The sequence below is a fragment of the Streptomyces sp. NBC_00122 genome, assembly GCF_045160845.1.
Lineage (GTDB): Bacteria > Actinomycetota > Actinomycetes > Streptomycetales > Streptomycetaceae > Streptomyces.
The window spans coordinates 7,061,639-7,079,711 of the sequence record NZ_CP108191.1 but is presented as its reverse complement, the minus strand read 5'-3'; the positions used below and the strand labels follow the sequence as shown (position 1 = coordinate 7,079,711).

Here is an 18,073-nt window from a genome sequence, read left to right as displayed (position 1 = left end):
ATGGTCCACGTCGGGTTCTTGTCTGCCGGTCCCGAGGCAGTTCCCGTCTCCCATGTCACATCACGGTGCTCAGGCAGGTACGCCTCAGTCGTCCTCGTCGGCTACGGCGTACTTCATGCGTTCCCTCGGCGTCCACGGTCCTCTGCCCGCCCGCGGCCGAGCTCAGCTCCGGCGCGACTCTCTCGAAGATCGCGATCGAGCCGGAATCCGAGGCGGAACTGGGCTAGAAAGGTCGGTATGGAACTCGCACAGATACGCCTGTTGGTATCCGACTTCCCCGCCGTCTACCGCTTCTACCGGGACGTGCTCGGGCTCAAGCCGCAGTTCGAGGCCGAGAGCGGCCCGTACGCCAAACTCAGCCCCGACACCGGGCACGCCTCGATCGCGCTGCAGGACCGCGCGCAGATGGCGGGCGTGCTGGGGCAGTTGGGGGCGGAGCCCGGGGGGTACCGCGCGCTGGTCGTGCTCCGGGTGGAGGACCTGGACACCGCCCACGCCGAGCTCATCTCGCGGGGGGCGGAGTTCACCAGGGACCCGGGCCCGATGGGCGAGCGGATGCGGGTCGCCTACCTGGAGGATCCCGAGGGGAATCTGATCGAGCTGCAGGAGTGGCTGACGCTCCGCGAGCAGGCCGGCAACGCACCGGCGTAGGCGGTCCGTCCGCGCCGAGCGGTGCTCGACGCGATCACGGGTACGTGCCTGACCAGTGGCGGTCAGGCACGTACGAGACGGGGGAAGAGGAGCTCGGCGTTGCCTCGGTTGATCGACTGGAGCTGCCCGTCCTCCCAGTGCGGGTAGCGGTCCAGCCCGTCGTCGAAGCCGCTGCACCACTCCTCGGGCACCATGGGGAAGTCGCTGCCGTACAGGACGTGTCCGGGCGCGGCGAAGGCCAGGAGCGAGGGCAGCGATGCGGGGCCGCGCAGAACGCGGTGTCGAAGTAGAAGCGCCGCAGCTCGGCCAGGAGGTCCTCGGGAGCGGTGCCCGGACGCAGCCGGGCGGCGGCCGCGAAGCGGTGCGCGGCGTACGGCAGGAAGCCGCCCGCGCGTCCAGCTCGGCCCAGAGCGGCTCGAACTCCGCGTCTCCGAGGTAGCGCCCGTGGGCGTTGGACAAGACCATCACGCCGTCGGCACCCAGCTCGTCCAGGGCGTGGGCGGCTTCGGCGAGCGCTCCGTCCACGTCCGGCAGGGGGAGGACGGCGAAGTTGCCGAACCAGTCGGGCCGGTCCTTCACCAGCTCTGCGGTGAACTCGTTCACGTTCCGGGCCGTGGCGCGGGCTCCCTCCAGGTCGTCAGGAGCCCCGAGCGGAGCGGCGTACGAGAGGATGCCGGTGGCGATCGAGCGGCGGTCCATCATCGCGATCGCGCTCCGCCGGTCCCAGGCCGGTACCGGCCAGCCGAGGGCAGCGGCCCGGTCGGCGATCGCGCGGCGGCGGTCGGGCGGGATCACATGGTGGTGGACGTCGATGCGTGCGTGTTCGTTCATGCCGGTCCTCGTCTCCGCCCGCCGGTCTCAGGGGCGGCCGGTGCGTGGTGGACGGGAACGCGGCGGGCCGACCGCCGTCCATGACACTCCACGGACGCCGACCGACGCCAGCACAGGCGTACGCCGCCACAGCCGGTCCACCCGTCCGGCCCACGCATCCCGCGTCTGCAGGGTGACGCAGAGCGTTTCCGACCTTTTGCCGCGCGTTGGCGGGGAAGGCATCCGTCGGCCCAGAAGATCAGCGGCGACCCGCGCGGGTGCCGCGTGTCAGAAGTGGAGTCGGCCTTGGCGTCCGTACCGAACGGCACTTACATGATCACCCGTCCTCCCGAGCAGTTGCTCACGATGGAGGGAGGGGCGTCGGAACCCAAGACCCCCGTTGTCCTGCTACCACCCACCGGCAACCCGGGCGAGCAGGAATGGCAGGTGGAGGTACTCAGCAACGGCAACTGCACGATCCGCAATCTCCGGAGCGAGACCTATCTCTCCTACGACGGCGACCCGGAGATGAACAAGCCGGTCGTCGGGTTCCCCGAGCCGCGCGAGTGGGCGCTCTACCAGAGCGCTAGGCCGCAGACCTTCCACGTCGTCGTCCCTGGAGGCCCCGTCGAGGGCGTGGAGCTGGCCCTGGACCTCAGCCTGCTGCGGATCTTCCCTCCCCGCATCGCCCTGAGGCCGCTGGAGGTCGGCGACCAACGCCAGGCATGGACCTTCCAGTTCATGGAGTAGAAGTCCGGAGCTGAGTGCCCGGGCCGACGGTCGGCCCGGGCACCGCCCCCAAGGCGCGGCCCTGTCCGCCGGAGCAGTCGGGCGCTGCGCTTCAGACCGCCGCCGAGTTCCCGGCCGGCGCCGGCCGCGCGCTCCGGGCGGACAGCTCAGTTTGCGCCGACGGCCCGGCCTGAAGGTGCTGGGCGGCCTCGACTACGGCCTCGGCCGCGGTGTAGGAGGAGGCGAAGGTGAACGCGCGTGGGGACGGCCCGTGCGCCCGCAGATCCGCCAGTCGCTCCAGGGCCTCGCCGACGGTCGGGAGGTGCCCGGCCGGGACCCACCAGAGCACGAGGTGGGCCTCGACGTTCCGCTCGAACCATTCGCGGCGCCGCCGCATCACCTCCAAGTGCCCGCTGCGGTAGGCGAAGTCCCACAGAGCCTCCTGGGTCTCCCACACCGACAGGTTGACGATGACGTTCTCGCCTGCCGGGCGCAGGCCGGTGGCATCCGCCTCCCCGTCCTCCACGAGCCGCCACACGAAGCCGGGCGCGCCGTCGGCGGCGGCGTTGACCGGATCGAGCATCTCGACGAACGGCGCCACGCGCGGGTCGTCGAGGGAGTGGCGGAGCGTGGCGACGTTGAGCTGGGCGAGGTGGGCGGCATGCGTGGATGCGGGCATGGCCTCATCCCAGCACGGCGGGCTTTTCTATGTCAATCATCATTGTCTTTAGAAGCTTCGATCACCACGCAGCACTCCCCCGGCCGGGCGTCCATGCGGGCGCGAACGGGACCGTCCGCGCCGAGCAGCCCCTCCAGCAGCGCGAAATTCATGCCGCAGACGAGCGGCGGGAAGCGTTCGGCGACGGCATGGAAGGGGCAGTTGCGCATACGGACGACGCGTGCGGCCGCCCCCGCCGTCCCCTCGGCACCTTCGGCGCCCTGGACGCCCTCTGCGCTCTCGATGCCTTCCAGGTGCGGTTCGTAGCCGCGGGCGGCCAGCATCTCCATGGCTTCTTCGAGGCCGCCGCAGGGCGCCGCCGACCCACGCAGGGCCTCACCCCGGCGGCGCGCGGCCGCACAGAGCCCGGCGTCGAGCCCGGCCTCCTCGGCGGCCTCGGCGAGCAGCTCGGCGGCGGTGCGGTAGTCGCGGGCGGGCAGCGACACCGAGCGCTCGGCCGGCGCCCGCGTGTACACCTTGGCGGGACGGCCCGCCCCCGGCCCCGAGCGGCCCGTCAGGCGGCGGCTGCCGCTCTCCAGCAGCCCGGCCTCGGTCAGCCTGTCCAGATGGTGCGCGGCGAGCGTGCGCGCCACCCCGGCCGCCTCGGCGGCCTCGTTGCGGCCGACCTCGCGGCCCTGTGCCACCACGTACTCGTACAGGCGGCGCCGCACGGAATCCTGCAACATTGCGATCGCTTCGATGTCCTCCACCTGGCCATTCTAGAAACAACACAGGTTGGAGATAGATTGGCGGGCTGTCCTGCCCGTCGAAGTGGCCGTGACGCAGGAAGGCGGCGTCGAGCGCGGAATCCCGGACGTGCCAGCCGGCCATCCCAGCAGCCTTTCGCAGCCGTGTACCGCTCCTCTCATCATCCCGGCCACCGTGCCGGCCCCGCACGTCCAGACCTGGGTGCCGGCGTCCAGCGCGGGGCCGGGTGGCGGCGGCTCTGGCTGGCAGGCAATTGTTCGCTGTTTACCGAAATCATGGGGCATCCTGGGGCCATGAACGAGTTGTATCCCGAGCCCCCCGCGGACGGCCCCGCCCCCGCCGCCCGCCTGGCGGCCTTCGCTGCCGCCCTGGCTGACGAGACGCGGGCCGCCATCTGCATGACGCTGCTGGAGGGACGCGCCTGGACCGCGGGCGAGCTGGCCCGGATCACTGCGGTGGCGCCCTCCACCGTCAGCGGCCACCTGACCCGGCTGCTCGATGCGGGCATCTGCGTGACCGAGCGGCAGGGCCGCCACAGTTACGTGCGCATCGCCGACGCCGCGACCGCCCGCCTGATCGACGAGCTCGCCTCGTACGCGATTCCGGACCGGGACGCGGCGCACGCGGTACCCGTGGTCGCCGCACCGGACCCGCTGGCTCGTGCCCGGACCTGTTACGACCACTTCGCAGGGCGGTTCGGCATGGCGGTGACCGACGCGATGGAGCGGCGGGGGCTGCTGCGCACGGAGGGCGTCTTCGAGCTGACGGAGGACGGCCGGGCCTGGTGCGCCGAGGCCGGCATCAGCCTCGCCCACGAGGGGCGCAGGCCGCTGGCGAGCTCCTGCCTGGACTGGACCGAGCGGCGCCGCCACCTGGGCGGCGTCACCGGGGCGCGGCTGTGCGCGCACGCGTTGCACGAGGAATGGGTGGTACGCCCGGCAGGCGGCGGGCGGGCGCTGGAGGTGACCGGGGCCGGGGAGCGGGCCTTCGGCGACCTGCTGGGCATCACGCCGGAGGCATGGAGCTGAGCCCTGAGCTCCGGGACCGGCCCGCGATCCGCCATCCGCCATCCGCCGCGCACCGCCCGCCGCCCACCGTTCTGGAGTTAATATTTCGGTAGACGCCGAAATGTTGCCGTCGTAGGGTGAGCCCATGACGTTCCGCACGGGTCGAATCCCGCCCCACGTACTCACGGTCGGCGCCGTCTCCTTCACGGTGTTCGCCTGGGCCTCCGCCTTCGTCTCCATCCGCAGCGCGGGCGCCGCCTACTCACCCGGAGCCCTGGCTCTCGGCAGGCTGCTGGCCGGCTCGCTGGTGCTCGCCGTCCTGCTCCTGATACGCCGCCAGGGGCTGCCGCCCCGCGAGGCCTGGCGCGGAATCCTGCTGTCCGGTGTGGTGTGGTTCTGCGGCTACACGATCGCGCTGAACTGGGGTGAACGTCTGGTCGACGCGGGCACGGCGTCCCTGCTCGTGAACACCGGGCCGATCCTCATGGCACTTCTCGCGGCCCGCCTCCTCGGCGAGTCCCTGCCACCGCGGCTGCTGGTGGGCATGGCCGTCTCCTTCGCCGGAGCGGTGGTCGTGGGCCTGTCCATGTCGTCCGGCGACGGCGGCTCCACCTCGGTACTCGGGGTCGCGCTCTGCCTGCTCGCGGCGGTGGCTTACGCGACCGGCGTCGTCGCGCAGAAGCCCGCGCTCTCCTACGGAACGCCCCTGCAGATCACCGCTTACAGCTGCCTGACGGGAGCCGTGGCCTGCCTGCCCTTCACGGGGCAGCTTTTCGCGGAACTCCCGAAGGCGCCGGCGTCCGCGACCCTGAACATGGTCTACCTGGGCGTGGTGCCGACCGCCCTCGCCTTCACCACGTGGACCTACGCCCTGGCACGCATGCCCGCCGGGAAGCTGGGCGCGACGACCTACGCCGTCCCGGCCATCGTCGTCCTGCTGAGCTGGGCCCTCCTGGGCGAGGTACCCGCATGGCTGGCCCTGCTCGGCGGCGTGCTCTGCCTGGCCGGAGTCGCGGTGTCCCGGTACACACCGCGCTCCCCGCGAACTCCCGACCGGGACAGTCGACTTCCTGCCGTCCGGACCTGACCGGCTGCGGACCACCCGCTGGGCTGTCGGCGCCCTACCGGCCCGGGCGGGGTTCGGGCAGGATGATCCGGCGCACCGGAGGTCACCCGCGGCGGTGGCACCTGCCCGGCCCCGACCGTGATCCGGAGGTCCCAGTGACGTCGCACGACGACCAGGCACGGCGGGACGAGCTGTACCGCGACCCGTACCCGCTCTACGACCGCGCCCGCCGGGCCGAGGGGCTGACGTACGTGCCCGAGTTCGACGCCTGGCTGGTGGCGCGCGACCGGGACGTACGGGAGGTTCTGCTGCGCGCGGAGGACTTCTCCTCGGTCAACGCCCTTCTGCCGGACGTCGCGCTGTCGGAGGCGGCGCTCGGCGTCCTGCCACGGGGGTTCGGCCCCCGGCCGACCGTCGTGTCCACGGACGGCGCGGCCCACCGTCGGCACCGGGCCCCGCTGAACCGGGGGCTGTCCGCCGCCCGGGTGGCGGCGCTGGTTCCGTACGCCCGCGCGTGCGCGCGGGAGCTGGTGGACGACTTCGCCGCGGACGGGTCCGCGGAGTTGGTGGAGGCCTACGCCCGGCGGTTACCCGGGATGGTGGTCGGGCGGCTGATCGGGCTGGACCCCGCCGACGTGCCCGCGGCCGTGTACGGCGGCTACCGGGCCGAGGAACTGCTGTTCCGGCCACTGTCGCCGGAGGAACAAGCGGCTGCCGCCGAGGACGTGGTGGCACTCCAGCACCTGCTGGACGGGTACGTCCGCGACCGGCGCGCCGAGCCCCGGGACGACATGTGCTCGATCACGGTGGCCGCCCTCGCCCCCGGCGACGCCGAGCTCACCCTCGAACAGCGCCACGAATCGGTGACGAGCCTGCAGAACCTCCTGATCGCCGGATTCCTCACAACGAGCGCCCTCATCAGCACCACGCTGCTGCATCTGCTCAGCGACCGGCGGCAGTGGCGGATGCTCCTCGCCGATCCGTCACTCGTCCCGGCTGCGGTGGAGGAGGCCGCCCGCCATGACACCGCCATCCAGGCCTTCCGGCGGACCACCACCCGCCCGGTGACCCTCGCCGGGACGAAACTGCCGGCGGGAGCCACCGTGCTGGTCGCGTACGGTTCGGCCAACCGCGACGAGGAGCGGTACGAGCGGGCCGGGGAGTTCGACATCGCCCGGCCCGGGAACCCTCACCACCTCGCCTTCGGGCACGGACTCCACGGCTGCCCCGGTTCCCAACTGGCGCGCGAGCAACTCCGCCTGACACTGGACCTGTTCACGCGCCGCCTGCCGGAGCTGCGACTCGACGAGGGCCGTCCACGACCGCGGATCCGGCCCACGCTGATCCACCGCTCGCCGCAGGCCCTGCACGTCACCTGGTGAGGCGGTCCGGGAAAGGAGTCCGTTCAGCCGCTGTGGGGCTCTGCGGCTGACGGACGTCTTCCCGGCCCACGGGCCTGGCTACGCGGCACCCGTCATGCGGGCGAACACCACGACGTTGCTGTCGTAGTAGTGCTTCTTCGCGTCGAAGTCACCGCCGCAGGTGACCAGTCGAAGACCCGCGTGGTCGAGGTTCTTGTAGACCTCCAGCGTGGGGAACTCGGCCTTCGGGTACTCGGCGACACGGTCCACCGTGAACGTGACCGTCTTGTTGTCCTGTCGGGTCACCTTGATGGTGTCACCGGTCTTCATCGTCTTCAGCTTCTCGAACACTGCGGATGCTCCGTTCCACGTGACATGCCCGGCGATCACGGCTGGTCCCTGGGAGCCGGGGGTCGGCCCCGGCTCGTACCAGCCCGCGAGCGCGGGGTCCTTGGGGGTCTGCATGGTGCCGTCCGCGTTCTGCCGCAGCGTCTCCAGGGAGCTGGACACACCGAGGGAGGGGATCGTGATCTTCTGCGGTTCCGACCGGGCGAGGGCGGGCTCGGCCCGGCTCTCCCCCGCACCCGTACCGCTGTGCGATCCGTGCGTGGGTGACGCGGAGCCACCGCCGGCCGGCGTCTTTCCGGTGGGTGCGGCGCCGGCTGCGGCCGGCGCCTCGCCCTGAAGTGCTTGCCCCTGTGGGGCGGGGTGCACCGCGTTCTGGCCTCCGCATCCCGCGAGGAGCAGCCCGGCGAGGGCGGCGGCCGCCAGGGAGCCTGCCGTCCGGCGGCGGAGCCGCATGGCGGTCGCGACGGCTGCGGAGTGCGCGGGGGCCGGCTTCACGCGCCGCCCCCGGTGGTCTGCCTGCCGGTGGGTACGGCAGCGGCCCGCTTCCGCCCGATGGCCACCGCACCGGCCACCACCGCCAGTACGGTGATCGCCGCACCGTCACGGACCGTCACCGGCACCGTCGCACGCTGCGGAGAACCGCCGCCGGTCTCGATACCACCGACCGGAACGGACCCCACGGCCGCGCCCTTGACCTCCCCGCAGTTGGTCGGAGCCGTGGCCTCCTGGGGCAGCTTGGGGTCGAGCTCGCTCTTGCCGGCCCCCTCGAAGTCGTATTTGCCGTTCTTGTTGCGGTCGATGCCGTGCTGCACGACGTGCAGGTCCTTGATGTGGTCGACCACGTCCTGGCCGACGGCGATCGTCCGCTTGTAGGAGACCTTGCCCTGCTTGTCGGCGACGGGCATGCGGTCCACGGCGAGACCGCTCGTGGCCTTGGTGTCCCCGGACGTGGTGAGTGAGATGTTGATGTCGCCGTAGTCGTGCGTGGCCTCGGTGTTGCTGAGGACCCCGTCGCCGTCGGTGTCATCGCTGGCGTCCGGGCAGTGGAAGTCGTGCCCCTTCGTCGATCCGTGCAGATGCTGCGCCGACGGTGACCCGGGCACCATGCCCTCGGACGCGATTTGCACGGTGAGTTGGTTTCCCTTGAGGCTGAGCATGACCGTACCGCTGGAGCCTGATTCGTTCAGCTGCGCCAGATCGATCTGGTACGCCTTTCCGCCCTCCGCGAGAGCTGGTCCGGAAAGGCCGAGGGTCAGGAACGCAGCGGCGGGTACGGCGGCAAGTACCACGAGGCGACCGGCGCGCTTGACTATCACATTCGCTCCTGTTCCGTGGATCCCAGGACGGGAATCGCACTTCGTACGGGGTTGAGATGAGCTCATGGAGAGGTCTCGCCCCTTCTTCGGTGCCCCAACGCCTGCGGATGGGTGCCTATACAAGAAATTTCAGGCGGCTGCCATGGTCGACAGCCGACCACCGGTCATCCAGATGCGTGATATCGCATCGGCCAGGGCGGGGTATCGAGCAGCCTCGCAGAGCATTTCCGAGAGCACGAGAATTCCGTGCGCGGTGCACTTCGGATCGCGGTTCCGATGCAGCCAGATGACCGCGTTGCCCAGGGGGCGGCGCCCCAGGAAGATCCCCGAACGCCGCACGTCGGCAGCCGCCTCCAGGTCGGAGCGGCCTCCGCCGAAGGGCAGGGCCTCCGCTCGGCGAATCCCCGGTGGCGCGGCCGAGTCCCGCACGTGGCGGACATACGCCTCCGGCGGAGCCTGACCGTTCTCGAAGGTGTTTCGGAACCCGACGATACGAAGGTCCGCATTCTGCGGCCGGAGCTCGATGTAAAGCTCGATGAACAAACCCCGAAGTTGAATGCGCACGGGGAGGTAGGGCGTTCCTCCCTCCCCGCGCCCGGCCCTGCTGAAATCTCCCTGAGCCTCTCCCGCTCTCGACCGGATGGCCGACGTCAGGAGCCGGTACTCGTCCACCGATGCGTACGCCGAAGAGAACGCCACGGGTTTCAGCATGGCCGCCCGCATCAGCTGAAGGAGCCGGAACTCGGACCCCTCAGAAGTAATCTGGCCGCAATCGATTCGGTCCTGCTTCTGCACTCACACACGCGCATCCACCGCCTTCGACATCGTCCCGAGCGTCGACGGATGACATCATCCTCGCCGCCGGATTCGGTTCGGTGCGGTCCTTTGTAGTCGTCCTGAGAGCGACCGGGTGAATAGTTGGCCTCTGATGCTAAGAAATCAGCGCGTGGTCCCGGCGGCCGGACGGCTGCCGGTAGGCGTCAACGGCCTTGGAGGCGTTGCGGATTGGCGCCCCCTGCTCCGTGTCCAGGTCCTGCGACACCGCCGACGGCAGGCCGGCCCGACCGGTCAGATGCAAGGTCAGGGCGGTGCGACGTCTCGTCCGCCGCCGCAGGGCCTCGAAGCCGTCCGGCGTCAGATTCCGGCGTCCTGCAGTTGGGCGAAGGTGCCGACCGTCGCCGACCATGCCTGCTGGCCCGGTACCGGACGCCAGCCGATCAACGAGTCGGGAGTGACGCTGTCAGGCCAGATCATGTAGCCGAGCAAGACGAGTTCGCACCCCGCCGCGTGGGCGGCGTCGAAGGGAAATATCGGCCAGTCGGGCCAGTGGGAGAGGTCCTTCTCGGCAAGGGGCTCGCAGCTGCCTTCGCGGACCACTTGAAGGAGATAGCCGCTGTCCGCGGACTTGCAGACGGCGGTGAGATCACGGCGGCAGTTCTCGGTTGTCATGGCAGGACGCTAAGGGAAAGGCCGCGGAGGCACCGACGCCCGCAAGCGCCCCGGCGCCTACTGCGGCTTTGTCGCGATCTGGATCAAGTTGCCGCAGGTGTCGTCGAAGACGGCGGTGGTCACTGGTCCCATCGCCAGGGGCTCCTGGGTGAAGCGGACGCCGAGGTCGCGCAGGCGGTCGTACTCCGCCTCCACGTCGTCGACGGCGAACTGGGCGAGCGGGATACCGTCCGATACGAGCGTGTCCCGGTACGTTTTGGCGGCTGGGTGGCCGGCGGGCTCCAGGAGGAGTTCGGTGCCGCCGGGCTCATCGGGCGAGACGACGGTCAGCCACCGGTCTTTCTCACCCAGCGGGACGTCGTGCTTCTTCACGAAACCGAGGATCTCGGTGTAGAAGCGCAGGGCCTTGGCCTGGTCGTCGACGAAGACGCTGGTCAGGTGGATCTTCATGGGGTGCTCTCCTGCGATCCGGATGTGTCGGGCACGAGCCATCGCTCGGCGATCTGCCGCAGCGGGGCTGTGTTCAGGTCGTGGAACTTGCAGCGGCCCTCCCGCCTGGTCTCGACGAGCCCGGCGGCCTCCAGTACGGCGAGGTGATGAGACACCGCCTGTCGCGAGATGCCGAGCTGATGCTTCATGCTCAGTCGCGCGCACAGCTCGAACAGTGTCTGTCCGGACTTGTCCGCGAGCTCGTCGAGGATGATCCGGCGGGTGGAGTCGGCCAAGGCCTTGAAAACGTCGTCGGCGGCCACGACCACAGGATAGGCAAACGCTCACTTGCCTATCAAGTCGAGGTGGGCGCGAACCGGGTGGCACTGAAGCAGCCGGCCGTATCCGGCTGCCCAGCCGGCGTCCCGGCCGTGCAGACAGAAGCCCCTGCGTGACCCGACCGGGCCGGACAGGGGCTGATCAGCTGTTCAAAGGCTTCACGGGCTCCCGGCACGGTACGGGGAGCCGCATCACCGAGCCTCAGTCTCAGTCCGAGGCGGCCGAGGAATTCTCCGCGGGAGCCCGGCCGGTCTCCGGAGTGGGAACCCGGTCCGGGTTCTCCCGGTCCGAAGCTGCGGAGTCCGCCGCGTCCGGGGCCGGGGCGGGGGCCGGCTTGTCGGACTTGTGCTCGCAGTAGACCTTGCCCTGGTAGGACTTGCAGCCCGGCATGTTCTCCACGTCCTTGATCTTGCCGTGCTCCTTGTCCTCGTTGTTCCTGTGCTTCCTGGCGGCGTCCTCGTGACCGCTCTTCGCATGGCCGAAGTGACCGGCTTCCAGCGTGGCCGCCTCAACGCTCTGCGGCGCGGCCGGAGCGGCGATTGCACTGGTGGGCAGCAGCGCGCCTCCTCCGAGAAACGCGGCCGAAACGGCGATCATCGCAAAACGCTGCTTCCGGGACGTGCGGGCCATGAGGGCTTTCTCCAGTTCAGAGGCGGTGAGGGGGCGATTCCAGTAAGCCCTCCGGTGCCGGGGCGCGTCATGACCCTGCTTCTCGGGACTTGACGCGCGGCGACAGGGAGCCTCATCCTGCGCCTCCGCGAGACGGCCTTGCGGGTCTCATCGGCAGTTCGGTGGCCGCGTACGCGAAGACGCCCGGCCGGGATGGTCCCGGCCGGGCGTTTTCGTTGCGTCTGCTGTCCGCTGGTGGCTTAGTACCAGTGGTGGGTCTGCCAGAAGTTCCAGGCACCGACGGGGCTGCCGTAACGGGAGTTCATGTAGTCCAGGCCCCACTTGATCTGGGTGGCCGGGTTGGTCTTCCAGTCGGCGCCCGCGGAGGCCATCTTCGAGGCCGGCAGGGCCTGCACCAGGCCGTACGCGCCCGAGGAGGCGTTCGTGGCGGTGTGGTTCCAGCCGCTCTCACGGGAAACGATGTTGTTGAACGCCGCGAACTGCGCCGGGTCCTTGATCATCTGCTGGGCGATCGCCTTGGCGCTCGTCGGGGCCGCCTGAGCGGGAACCGTGGCGAGCATGGAACCGGCGACACCCACGGCGACGACGGCACCCGCGAGGGTCTTCTTCGAAGCGGCGATGCGGCGGATGACGGACTTGGACACAGACAGACCTTCCGAAGGCAACAAGGACAGTCGCGGCATGCCGAAGACATGCGTGAGCCACTCACGCAAAGGAGAGGGATTCACCAGCGGCGGGGGTAAGCACCCGTGCCGCCCGGCGACTCATCCAGTTCTACAGACGCCCCCGCCCCCTGGCAACGACCCCACCTACTAGGCACCCCCGGAGTCCGGGACCGGCGCCGCCTAAGCGCACCGGAAGGGATCCGTGCAGGTGAGAGACGGTACGAGGAAGCGGAATCGCGCCGTGTGAAGGCTACTAGCCCGGTTCGTATGTGACGTGGGCCCTATGGGGCGGGTCACCACCGGGGACCCCGAATCTCACGCCGCGTGACCACACATACCCCCTTCTGCGGAGTGGCCGAACCCGGCCCAAACCCCTGAGGTTCAGTGGTTGGCCCATCGCGCAGCCAGTTCGGTTCGGTTCGCGTAGCCGAGCTTGGCGAGGATGTTGCGGACGTGGCTTTCCACCGTTCGTTCGGAAATGAACAAATCGGCGGCGATCTGCCGGTTCGTACGGGCCCGGGCCGCGAGCTCGGCGATCTGGCGTTCGCGCGGCGTGAGCGGGTCGGTGCTGTCTCGCTGGGCGGCGATTTCACCGATGAGGCGCACCGCGGCGGCGGAGGTTCCGGGCAGGTCGAGCTGGTCGGCGGTCGACAGGGCCTCCCCGGCGAGTGCGGCCGCGTCCACGAGGGCTCCCTTGTCGCGTTCGACTGCGGCGAGGTCCAGGCAGGTCAGCGCCACGTACGGTCGCGCGCCGAGGGCCCGGTTACGGATCAGCGCCTCGCGGAGCCGTTCCTCGGCCTGTGGCAGCCGGCCGGCTGCCAGGGCGAGACGGCCGAGGTCGCGGCTGACCGTACCGGAGAAGTACGCCGTGGGTGTGCCGAGCGCTCCCGGGTACGGCTGGAACACCGCGAGCTGGCCGTACGCCAGCCGCGCGGCCTCCGCATCGCCGGTCAGGCCGATCAGGTCGACCAGGTTCAGCAGCACCGCAGGCCACGGCGGGCTCGTCATCGGGAAGGGAAACAGCGGGCGCAGCCGGTCATAGGCCTCCAGCGCCTCGTCCCGCCGCCCGGCGAGGAACAACGCCCGTGCCCGCAGCGGGTGCCTCGGCGCCCGGTCGAGGTCACGCCACATGTCCTCGGACATTTCTGCCGCGTCGCCGCGCACCACGGCCAGCTGTTGCTGCAGTACGTAGCTCAGGGCGGTCGCGGACTGGTCTCCGCCGGCCCGGGCGAGCTCGGTGGCCTCCTCGTTCCAGCGGCGGGCCTCGGCGAACCGTCCTTCCTGTACGGCCCGGGCCGCGCTGACGCGCAGCAGGTGCCAGCGGGTCAGTGGCAGCGGGGAACGGGCCACGACGGCCTCGATGCCGCGGATCGCGTCATCCACCAGGTCCAGCCGGCCCAGCAGGTATCCGGCCTGGACGCGCCACTGGTGGCCCAGAACGCTGGCGAGCGGGTCGCCGAGTCGCTCGGCGTGGGACACGGTCAGTTCGCCCAGGCGCAGGCGTTCGGCGGTGTCGTCGGGATGCGCCAGGGTCATCTGCACCGCCCGGGCGGCGTCGAGTTCGGACCGCAGGTCACCAGCGGCCTCGGCCAGTTCGAGGGCGGCGCGGGCCTGCTCGGCCGCATCCTCGGGTGCGTCGAGTTCGGCGGAGGCGGTGGCGAGCTGGGCGAGGAGCCGCGCGCGCATCGCGTCCGGCAGGTCCTTGACTGCCAGGGCCGCCCTGCACAGCCGGGTGATGGCTTGTGCGGCCTGGGGGAACGTGACCCCCTGCAGTACCAGGGCGACCTCGGCGAGCAGGGCCGGCCGGCCGTTCGCCCTCGCCGCGTCGGACGCCTCGTCGCAGTGGCGCAGGCTGGCGTCGTAGCGCCCGGCAAGGTACTCGGCGCGGGCCAGGTCGATGAGCGCCGGGGCGCGCTGCGGGTCCGCCGCATCGAGTACGGCGGCGGCGTCCGCCAGGTGGCGGGCGGCATCCGCGTAGGCGTGCCGTTCGCGGGCCAGGTCCGCGGCGATCCGGGACCAGTGCGCGGCGGCGGCTCGGTGCCCGGGCTCCGTGCCGGCCCGTCGCCAGTGTGCCGCGATACGGGCCGCCTCGGCGGGGTTCCCAGCCTGCTCCAGCGCCCGCGCGGCGGCCCGGTGCAGGGCACGGGCCGTCGCGGGGGTGGTCCGGCCCAGCACCTCATCGCGTACCAGATCATGGGTGAAGCGGTAGGTGCGTCCGGCGTCGGTGGCCCTCGCCGCGGTGAGGACGCCGGCGTGCCATGCCGCTTCCAGTGCCTGCGCGACCGCTGTCTCGCCGGGTTCCGGCAGGACGGCGGCGAGCTGCGCGGCGTCCAGTCGCGCGCCGAGCACGGCCACGGCCCGTATGACGTCGCGCTGCTCGGCGGTGAGCCCGGCCAGCAGGCCGCTGACGACCGTGCCGAGGTTGCTCGCGTGTGTGCGCAGCGCGGTGACGAGCAGGGGCAGCCCACCGGTCCGCCGGTATGACTCCGCCGCGTCCGCCTCGCCGACGCACCGTGCGACTTCCTCTCGTGTGAAGGGCGCCAGGCGCAGTGTGGCCGCCCCGTAGCGGCCCAGGTCCGCTAGTGCCCCGGCGTTTCCCCCGGGCACCGGTTCCCGGAAGGTGCCGAGTACGAACAGTCCCGACTCGGCGATCTCGCCGGTCAGCTGTCGCAGCAGGTCGAGGCTGGCGGCGTCGGCCCAGTGCAGGTCCTCCAGCAGGACGGCCAGGCAGCGTTCGGCGGCTGCCGCGGTCAGCGCCTCACTCATCCGGGCCAGCTCCAGGAACCGCACCGCCATCGTCGCGGCAGCCGTCACGGCCCTCGTCCTGGCCGTGGCCGGATGTCAGATCACGGTCGAGGACGACAAGGCCCCGAAGGACCCGGCCCCCTCCGTCCCTCGCCCCGAAGTCCCGAAGAACCCCGTCCCCAAAGTCCCCACCACCAAGCCGCCGTCCCCGCGGCCGTGGGTCCCGAAGGGGCCGGCCACCCTCATCGGGTGCGGCACCCACGCCTCGGGCTACCAGTGCTCGTTCCACGGGTACAACTTCAAGCCCGGCGAGAAGGTCCGCCTCACCCGGGGTTCCGGAAACGTCGGAGGTAACGTCTTCACCGCCGACGAGGACGGCGAGTTCAGCAGCAACCTGGTCTCCAACACCCACTCGGGCACCTACACGTACGTCGCCCTGGGCCAGCAGTCCAACCGGCAGGCCAGCACCACGGTCCGAATCACCCCGGGCCTGTGGGGCTGAGCCCCGGCAGGCAGCGGGCGGGCGGGGCCCTGCCGCCCGTCCGTCCGGGCGGGCGGCAGGTACCGGCATCCGGCAGGCCCACGGGGCGCTGACCGTACTTCCGCAGTGCCCGTCATGCGCAGTCCGGCTGTCGAGGGCGGGATGTGAGGTACGGTCAGCTGCCTCTCGCGGCCATGTCCCGAAACCGAGTCCTCGCAGATCCTGCGTAGCACCATGTCCGGAAAGTATGATCCAGCAATGTCTGACACGACCGAGACCACGCCCGGCTGGCTATCCACGGATGAGTTGGAGACGGCCCGGGCCCGGATGCCGATCCTGTACGTGGAGGCCGTGCCCGTACGCGTGGATGACAGCGGCCAAGTCATCAGCATCGGACTGCTGCTGCGCATCGGTCCGGACGGAACGGTCAGCCGGACCCTGGTGTCCGGCCGCGTCCTGCATCACGAGCGGATCCGTGACGCGTTGCTGCGGCACCTGGAGAAGGATCTCGGTCCGGTCGCCCTGCCCCGCGTTCCCCCCTCCCTCCAGCCGTTCACCGTCGCCGAGTACTTCCCCACAGTGGGTGTCAGCTCGTACCACGATCCGCGCCAGCACGCCGTGTCCCTCGCCTACATCGTGCCCGTGGCCGGCGACTGCCAGCCCCGGCAGGACGCGCTCGACCTGGTCTGGTTCAGCCCGCAGGAGGCGGCCTCCCAAGCCGTGCAGAGCGAAATGCCCGGCGGGCACGGGGTGCTGCTGAAGCAGGCACTCGGGCACGTGGGACATACGTACTGAGGAATCGACGGTCCGGGGGCTCTTCCGGAGTCCCCGGACAGCGGGTCGGCGACCACCTGGGCGGCGTCGGCGGGTCGCGGGCACTTGGCGCGTGGCCCCGCCGTTGTGACGTGGGGCGACGGTAGGGTGCCGCCGTGTCCGAGCATCAGCGCGACCTCGTCGGCTACGGCGCCCAGCCGCCGCATGCCGCCTGGCCCGGCGGCGCCCGCGTCGCCGTCAGCCTCGTCCTCAACTACGAGGAAGGCGGCGAGCAGAACGTCCTCCAGGGCGACCCGGCCTCCGAGGGCTTCCTGCACGAACTCGTCGGCGCGCCTCCCGTGGTGGGGGGCCGCGACCTGAACGTCGAATCGATGTTCGCCTACGGCTCGCGCGCCGGGTTCTGGCGCATCCATCGCACGCTCGCGGCGCACGGAGCGCCGCTCACCGTCTACGCCGTGGGGCAGGCGCTCGAGCGCAACCCGGACGCGGCGCGAGCGATGGCCGCCGCCGACTGGGAGGTGGCGAGCCACGGCTGGCGCTGGATCGACTACCGCCACGTACCCGAGGAGGCCGAGCGTGCCGACATCACGCGCTCGATCACGACGATCCAGCGGCTCGTCGGACGTCGGCCCGTCGGCTGGTACACCGGTCGGACGAGTCCCAACACGCGGCGCCTCGTCGCCGAGGAAGGCGGCTTCCTCTACGACTCCGACGACTACTCGGACGACCTGCCGTTCTACGTCCAAGCAGTCGGCCGGCCGCACCTGGTGCTGCCGTACAGCCTCGACGCGAACGACTTCAAGTTCCTGATCGTCCACGGCTTCACGACCGCCGACGACATGCTCGCCTACCTCGTGGACACGTTCGACGCGCTCCACGCCGAGGGCGCCGACCGGCCCCGCATGATGAGCCTCGGCATGCACTGCCGGATCATCGGACGGCCCGGCCGCATCCGCGCGCTCGACGGTTTCTTGAGGCACGTGGCGCAGCGCGGCGGGGCGTGGGTCGCCACGCGCGAACAGATCGCGCGTCACTGGCTCGCCACGCACCCGCCGCTGCGCTGAGCCCTGGCCGTACTCACGTCACCGGGCTGTCAGAGGCCGCGTTCCGGTCCGTCCGGCCGATAGGGGCTGTGCATGGTGAGAAAGCGGACGTCGAGGTCGGTTTCCAGGTAGTCCATGCGCTGCTCCCAGAAGGCTCGCATGTGGGGCAGGGCAAGGTGGGCGTCGAGATCGGCCTGGGAGCGCCAGGCCTCGTAGAAGACGAAGACACCGGGGTCGTTGCGATCCTCATGGAAGTGGTACTCCAGGCAGCCGGACTCCCGCCGGGTCGGCTCGACGAAGGAGAGCAGAAGCTGCTTCAGCTCCTCGGCTCGTTCGGGCTTGGGTCGAGCGGTGCCGACGAGTGCGAATGGCTGGGTCATACAGGTTCTCTCCCCGATAGGTACAATCAATCTCGTACCTGCCGGACGCTACCGAACTCGTAGGTACGATGCAATCCATACCTACAGGAAGGTGTCCCGTATGCCCGACGGCGAAGGCCACCCGGAGGTCGAGGAGATCGAGCTCGGCCCGGTACTCTCCGCGCTGGCAGATCCGCTGCGCCGCCGAGTGGTGCGTGAGCTGGCCGCCGAACCCGACGGCACAGCGCGGACGTGCAGCTCCTTCGGGCTGCCGGTCTCCAAGGCGACCGTCACGCACCACTTCCGTGCACTCCGCGAGGCCGGGCTGATCAGGCAGGTCGACCGGGGCAACAGCCGGATGGCCAGCCTGCGCCGGGCTGACATCGAGCAGCGATTTCCTGGACTGCTGGGCATCGTGGCAGCCGAGCCGGAAACGTGACGAACA

General features: G+C 70.7%; 23 protein-coding genes and 1 pseudogene. 10 read left to right on the top strand and 14 right to left on the bottom strand.

Going from position 1 to position 18,073, the window contains the following annotated elements:
* Positions 1-237: 237 nt before the first annotated feature.
* Entirely contained in the window at positions 238-651 is a 414-nt protein-coding gene (locus OG737_RS32350; RefSeq protein WP_405922312.1) for a VOC family protein, read from the top strand.
* Between the two features lie 62 nt (positions 652-713).
* Here OG737_RS32350 and OG737_RS32345 read toward each other — a convergent pair whose 3' ends face one another.
* A complete protein-coding gene (locus tag OG737_RS32345) occupies positions 714-845 on the bottom strand; it encodes a hypothetical protein (RefSeq protein ID WP_328929752.1) in 132 nt (43 codons plus the stop codon).
* A gap of 62 nt (positions 846-907) precedes the next feature.
* Between OG737_RS32345 and OG737_RS32340 the strand changes: the two genes are divergently transcribed.
* The gene (locus OG737_RS32340) at positions 908-1,090 is read left to right on the top strand and encodes a hypothetical protein (RefSeq protein WP_328929751.1); all 183 of its coding nucleotides are present in this window, start codon (positions 908-910) and stop codon (positions 1,088-1,090) included.
* Positions 1,091-1,104: 14 nt separating this feature from the next.
* On the opposite strand, the pseudogene OG737_RS32335 reads toward OG737_RS32340, so the two are convergent.
* Positions 1,105-1,482: pseudogene (locus tag OG737_RS32335) on the bottom strand (amidohydrolase family protein); the annotation flags it as partial.
* A gap of 285 nt (positions 1,483-1,767) precedes the next feature.
* Here OG737_RS32335 and OG737_RS32330 point away from each other — a divergent pair.
* Positions 1,768-2,211, top strand: coding sequence for a hypothetical protein (locus tag OG737_RS32330; protein WP_405922311.1), 444 nt, complete (start codon positions 1,768-1,770; stop codon positions 2,209-2,211).
* A gap of 91 nt (positions 2,212-2,302) precedes the next feature.
* On the opposite strand, the gene OG737_RS32325 is transcribed toward OG737_RS32330, so the two are convergent.
* Together OG737_RS32325 and OG737_RS32320 are read right to left on the bottom strand one after the other, a co-directional pair.
* Entirely contained in the window at positions 2,303-2,869 is a 567-nt protein-coding gene (locus OG737_RS32325; protein WP_328929749.1) for a DUF3291 domain-containing protein, read from the bottom strand.
* 32 nt (positions 2,870-2,901) lie between these two features.
* Positions 2,902-3,618, bottom strand: coding sequence for a transcriptional regulator (locus tag OG737_RS32320; RefSeq protein ID WP_328929748.1), 717 nt, complete (start codon positions 3,616-3,618; stop codon positions 2,902-2,904).
* Between the two features lie 291 nt (positions 3,619-3,909).
* On the opposite strand from OG737_RS32320, the gene OG737_RS32315 reads away from it, so the two are divergent.
* From OG737_RS32315 to OG737_RS32305, 3 genes are all read left to right on the top strand, one after another.
* Positions 3,910-4,644 (top strand): metalloregulator ArsR/SmtB family transcription factor, encoded by a 735-nt coding sequence (locus OG737_RS32315; RefSeq protein ID WP_328929747.1) that lies wholly within the window; start codon positions 3,910-3,912, stop codon positions 4,642-4,644.
* A 124-nt stretch (positions 4,645-4,768) separates the two neighbouring features.
* Positions 4,769-5,710, top strand: a complete 942-nt coding sequence (locus OG737_RS32310; protein WP_328929746.1) for a DMT family transporter — start codon at positions 4,769-4,771, stop codon at positions 5,708-5,710.
* 134 nt (positions 5,711-5,844) lie between these two features.
* Positions 5,845-7,071 (top strand): cytochrome P450, encoded by a 1,227-nt coding sequence (locus tag OG737_RS32305; protein ID WP_405922310.1) that lies wholly within the window; start codon positions 5,845-5,847, stop codon positions 7,069-7,071.
* A gap of 78 nt (positions 7,072-7,149) precedes the next feature.
* Here OG737_RS32305 and OG737_RS32300 read toward each other — a convergent pair whose 3' ends face one another.
* The 9 genes from OG737_RS32300 to OG737_RS32260 form a co-directional block, all read right to left on the bottom strand.
* Entirely contained in the window at positions 7,150-7,893 is a 744-nt protein-coding gene (locus OG737_RS32300) for a class F sortase (RefSeq protein ID WP_328929744.1), read from the bottom strand.
* Entirely contained in the window at positions 7,890-8,714 is an 825-nt protein-coding gene (locus OG737_RS32295; protein WP_328929743.1) for a hypothetical protein, read from the bottom strand. Before OG737_RS32295 ends, OG737_RS32300 begins: the two co-directional genes overlap by 4 nt.
* Positions 8,715-8,843: 129 nt before the next feature.
* A complete protein-coding gene (locus OG737_RS32290) occupies positions 8,844-9,509 on the bottom strand; it encodes a ribosome-inactivating family protein (protein WP_328929742.1) in 666 nt (221 codons plus the stop codon).
* Positions 9,510-9,848: 339 nt separating this feature from the next.
* Complete coding sequence (locus OG737_RS32285) at positions 9,849-10,163, bottom strand: hypothetical protein (protein ID WP_328929741.1); 315 nt, start codon at positions 10,161-10,163, stop codon at positions 9,849-9,851.
* 57 nt (positions 10,164-10,220) lie between these two features.
* The gene (locus OG737_RS32280; protein WP_328929740.1) at positions 10,221-10,613 is read right to left on the bottom strand and encodes a VOC family protein; all 393 of its coding nucleotides are present in this window, start codon (positions 10,611-10,613) and stop codon (positions 10,221-10,223) included.
* Positions 10,610-10,915: a metalloregulator ArsR/SmtB family transcription factor gene (locus tag OG737_RS32275; RefSeq protein ID WP_328929739.1), complete on the bottom strand. Its 306-nt coding sequence runs from the start codon at positions 10,913-10,915 to the stop codon at positions 10,610-10,612. The genes OG737_RS32280 and OG737_RS32275 overlap by 4 nt, the downstream gene beginning before the upstream one ends.
* Positions 10,916-11,138: 223 nt before the next feature.
* Positions 11,139-11,528, bottom strand: a complete 390-nt coding sequence (locus tag OG737_RS32270; RefSeq protein WP_328929738.1) for a hypothetical protein — start codon at positions 11,526-11,528, stop codon at positions 11,139-11,141.
* Between the two features lie 272 nt (positions 11,529-11,800).
* Entirely contained in the window at positions 11,801-12,244 is a 444-nt protein-coding gene (locus OG737_RS32265) for a transglycosylase SLT domain-containing protein (RefSeq protein WP_405676627.1), read from the bottom strand.
* Between the two features lie 363 nt (positions 12,245-12,607).
* Complete coding sequence (locus OG737_RS32260) at positions 12,608-15,040, bottom strand: LuxR C-terminal-related transcriptional regulator (protein WP_405676650.1); 2,433 nt, start codon at positions 15,038-15,040, stop codon at positions 12,608-12,610.
* Positions 15,041-15,056: 16 nt separating this feature from the next.
* On the opposite strand from OG737_RS32260, the gene OG737_RS32255 reads away from it, so the two are divergent.
* From OG737_RS32255 to puuE, 3 genes are all read left to right on the top strand, one after another.
* A complete protein-coding gene (locus OG737_RS32255; protein WP_405676652.1) occupies positions 15,057-15,473 on the top strand; it encodes a hypothetical protein in 417 nt (138 codons plus the stop codon).
* Positions 15,474-15,710: 237 nt separating this feature from the next.
* Complete coding sequence (locus OG737_RS32250) at positions 15,711-16,247, top strand: NUDIX hydrolase family protein (protein ID WP_328929734.1); 537 nt, start codon at positions 15,711-15,713, stop codon at positions 16,245-16,247.
* 134 nt (positions 16,248-16,381) lie between these two features.
* Complete coding sequence (puuE, locus tag OG737_RS32245) at positions 16,382-17,290, top strand: allantoinase PuuE (protein WP_328929733.1); 909 nt, start codon at positions 16,382-16,384, stop codon at positions 17,288-17,290.
* Between the two features lie 29 nt (positions 17,291-17,319).
* On the opposite strand, the gene OG737_RS32240 is transcribed toward puuE, so the two are convergent.
* Positions 17,320-17,649, bottom strand: a complete 330-nt coding sequence (locus tag OG737_RS32240) for a putative quinol monooxygenase (protein WP_328929732.1) — start codon at positions 17,647-17,649, stop codon at positions 17,320-17,322.
* Between the two features lie 100 nt (positions 17,650-17,749).
* Here OG737_RS32240 and OG737_RS32235 point away from each other — a divergent pair, with 100 nt between their 5' ends.
* Positions 17,750-18,067 (top strand): helix-turn-helix domain-containing protein, encoded by a 318-nt coding sequence (locus OG737_RS32235; protein WP_328929731.1) that lies wholly within the window; start codon positions 17,750-17,752, stop codon positions 18,065-18,067.
* The last annotated feature ends 6 nt before the right edge of the window (positions 18,068-18,073 follow it).

Excerpts from the sequence above, each read along its gene's own strand:
- OG737_RS32250 (WP_328929734.1), top strand. The coding sequence starts at position 15,711 with ATGTCTGACACGACCGAGACCACGCCCGGCTGGCTATCCACGGATGAG.
- OG737_RS32280 (WP_328929740.1), bottom strand. The coding sequence starts at position 10,613 with ATGAAGATCCACCTGACCAGCGTCTTCGTCGACGACCAGGCCAAGGCC.
- OG737_RS32240 (WP_328929732.1), bottom strand. The coding sequence starts at position 17,649 with ATGACCCAGCCATTCGCACTCGTCGGCACCGCTCGACCCAAGCCCGAA.
- OG737_RS32350 (WP_405922312.1), top strand. The coding sequence starts at position 238 with ATGGAACTCGCACAGATACGCCTGTTGGTATCCGACTTCCCCGCCGTC.
- OG737_RS32325 (WP_328929749.1), bottom strand. The coding sequence starts at position 2,869 with ATGCCCGCATCCACGCATGCCGCCCACCTCGCCCAGCTCAACGTCGCC.
- OG737_RS32340 (WP_328929751.1), top strand. The coding sequence starts at position 908 with ATGCGGGGCCGCGCAGAACGCGGTGTCGAAGTAGAAGCGCCGCAGCTC.
- OG737_RS32235 (WP_328929731.1), top strand. The coding sequence starts at position 17,750 with ATGCCCGACGGCGAAGGCCACCCGGAGGTCGAGGAGATCGAGCTCGGC.
- OG737_RS32265 (WP_405676627.1), bottom strand. The coding sequence starts at position 12,244 with ATGCCGCGACTGTCCTTGTTGCCTTCGGAAGGTCTGTCTGTGTCCAAG.
- OG737_RS32345 (WP_328929752.1), bottom strand. The coding sequence starts at position 845 with ATGGTGCCCGAGGAGTGGTGCAGCGGCTTCGACGACGGGCTGGACCGC.
- OG737_RS32310 (WP_328929746.1), top strand. The coding sequence starts at position 4,769 with ATGACGTTCCGCACGGGTCGAATCCCGCCCCACGTACTCACGGTCGGC.
- OG737_RS32315 (WP_328929747.1), top strand. The coding sequence starts at position 3,910 with ATGAACGAGTTGTATCCCGAGCCCCCCGCGGACGGCCCCGCCCCCGCC.
- OG737_RS32285 (WP_328929741.1), bottom strand. The coding sequence starts at position 10,163 with ATGACAACCGAGAACTGCCGCCGTGATCTCACCGCCGTCTGCAAGTCC.
- OG737_RS32270 (WP_328929738.1), bottom strand. The coding sequence starts at position 11,528 with ATGATCGCCGTTTCGGCCGCGTTTCTCGGAGGAGGCGCGCTGCTGCCC.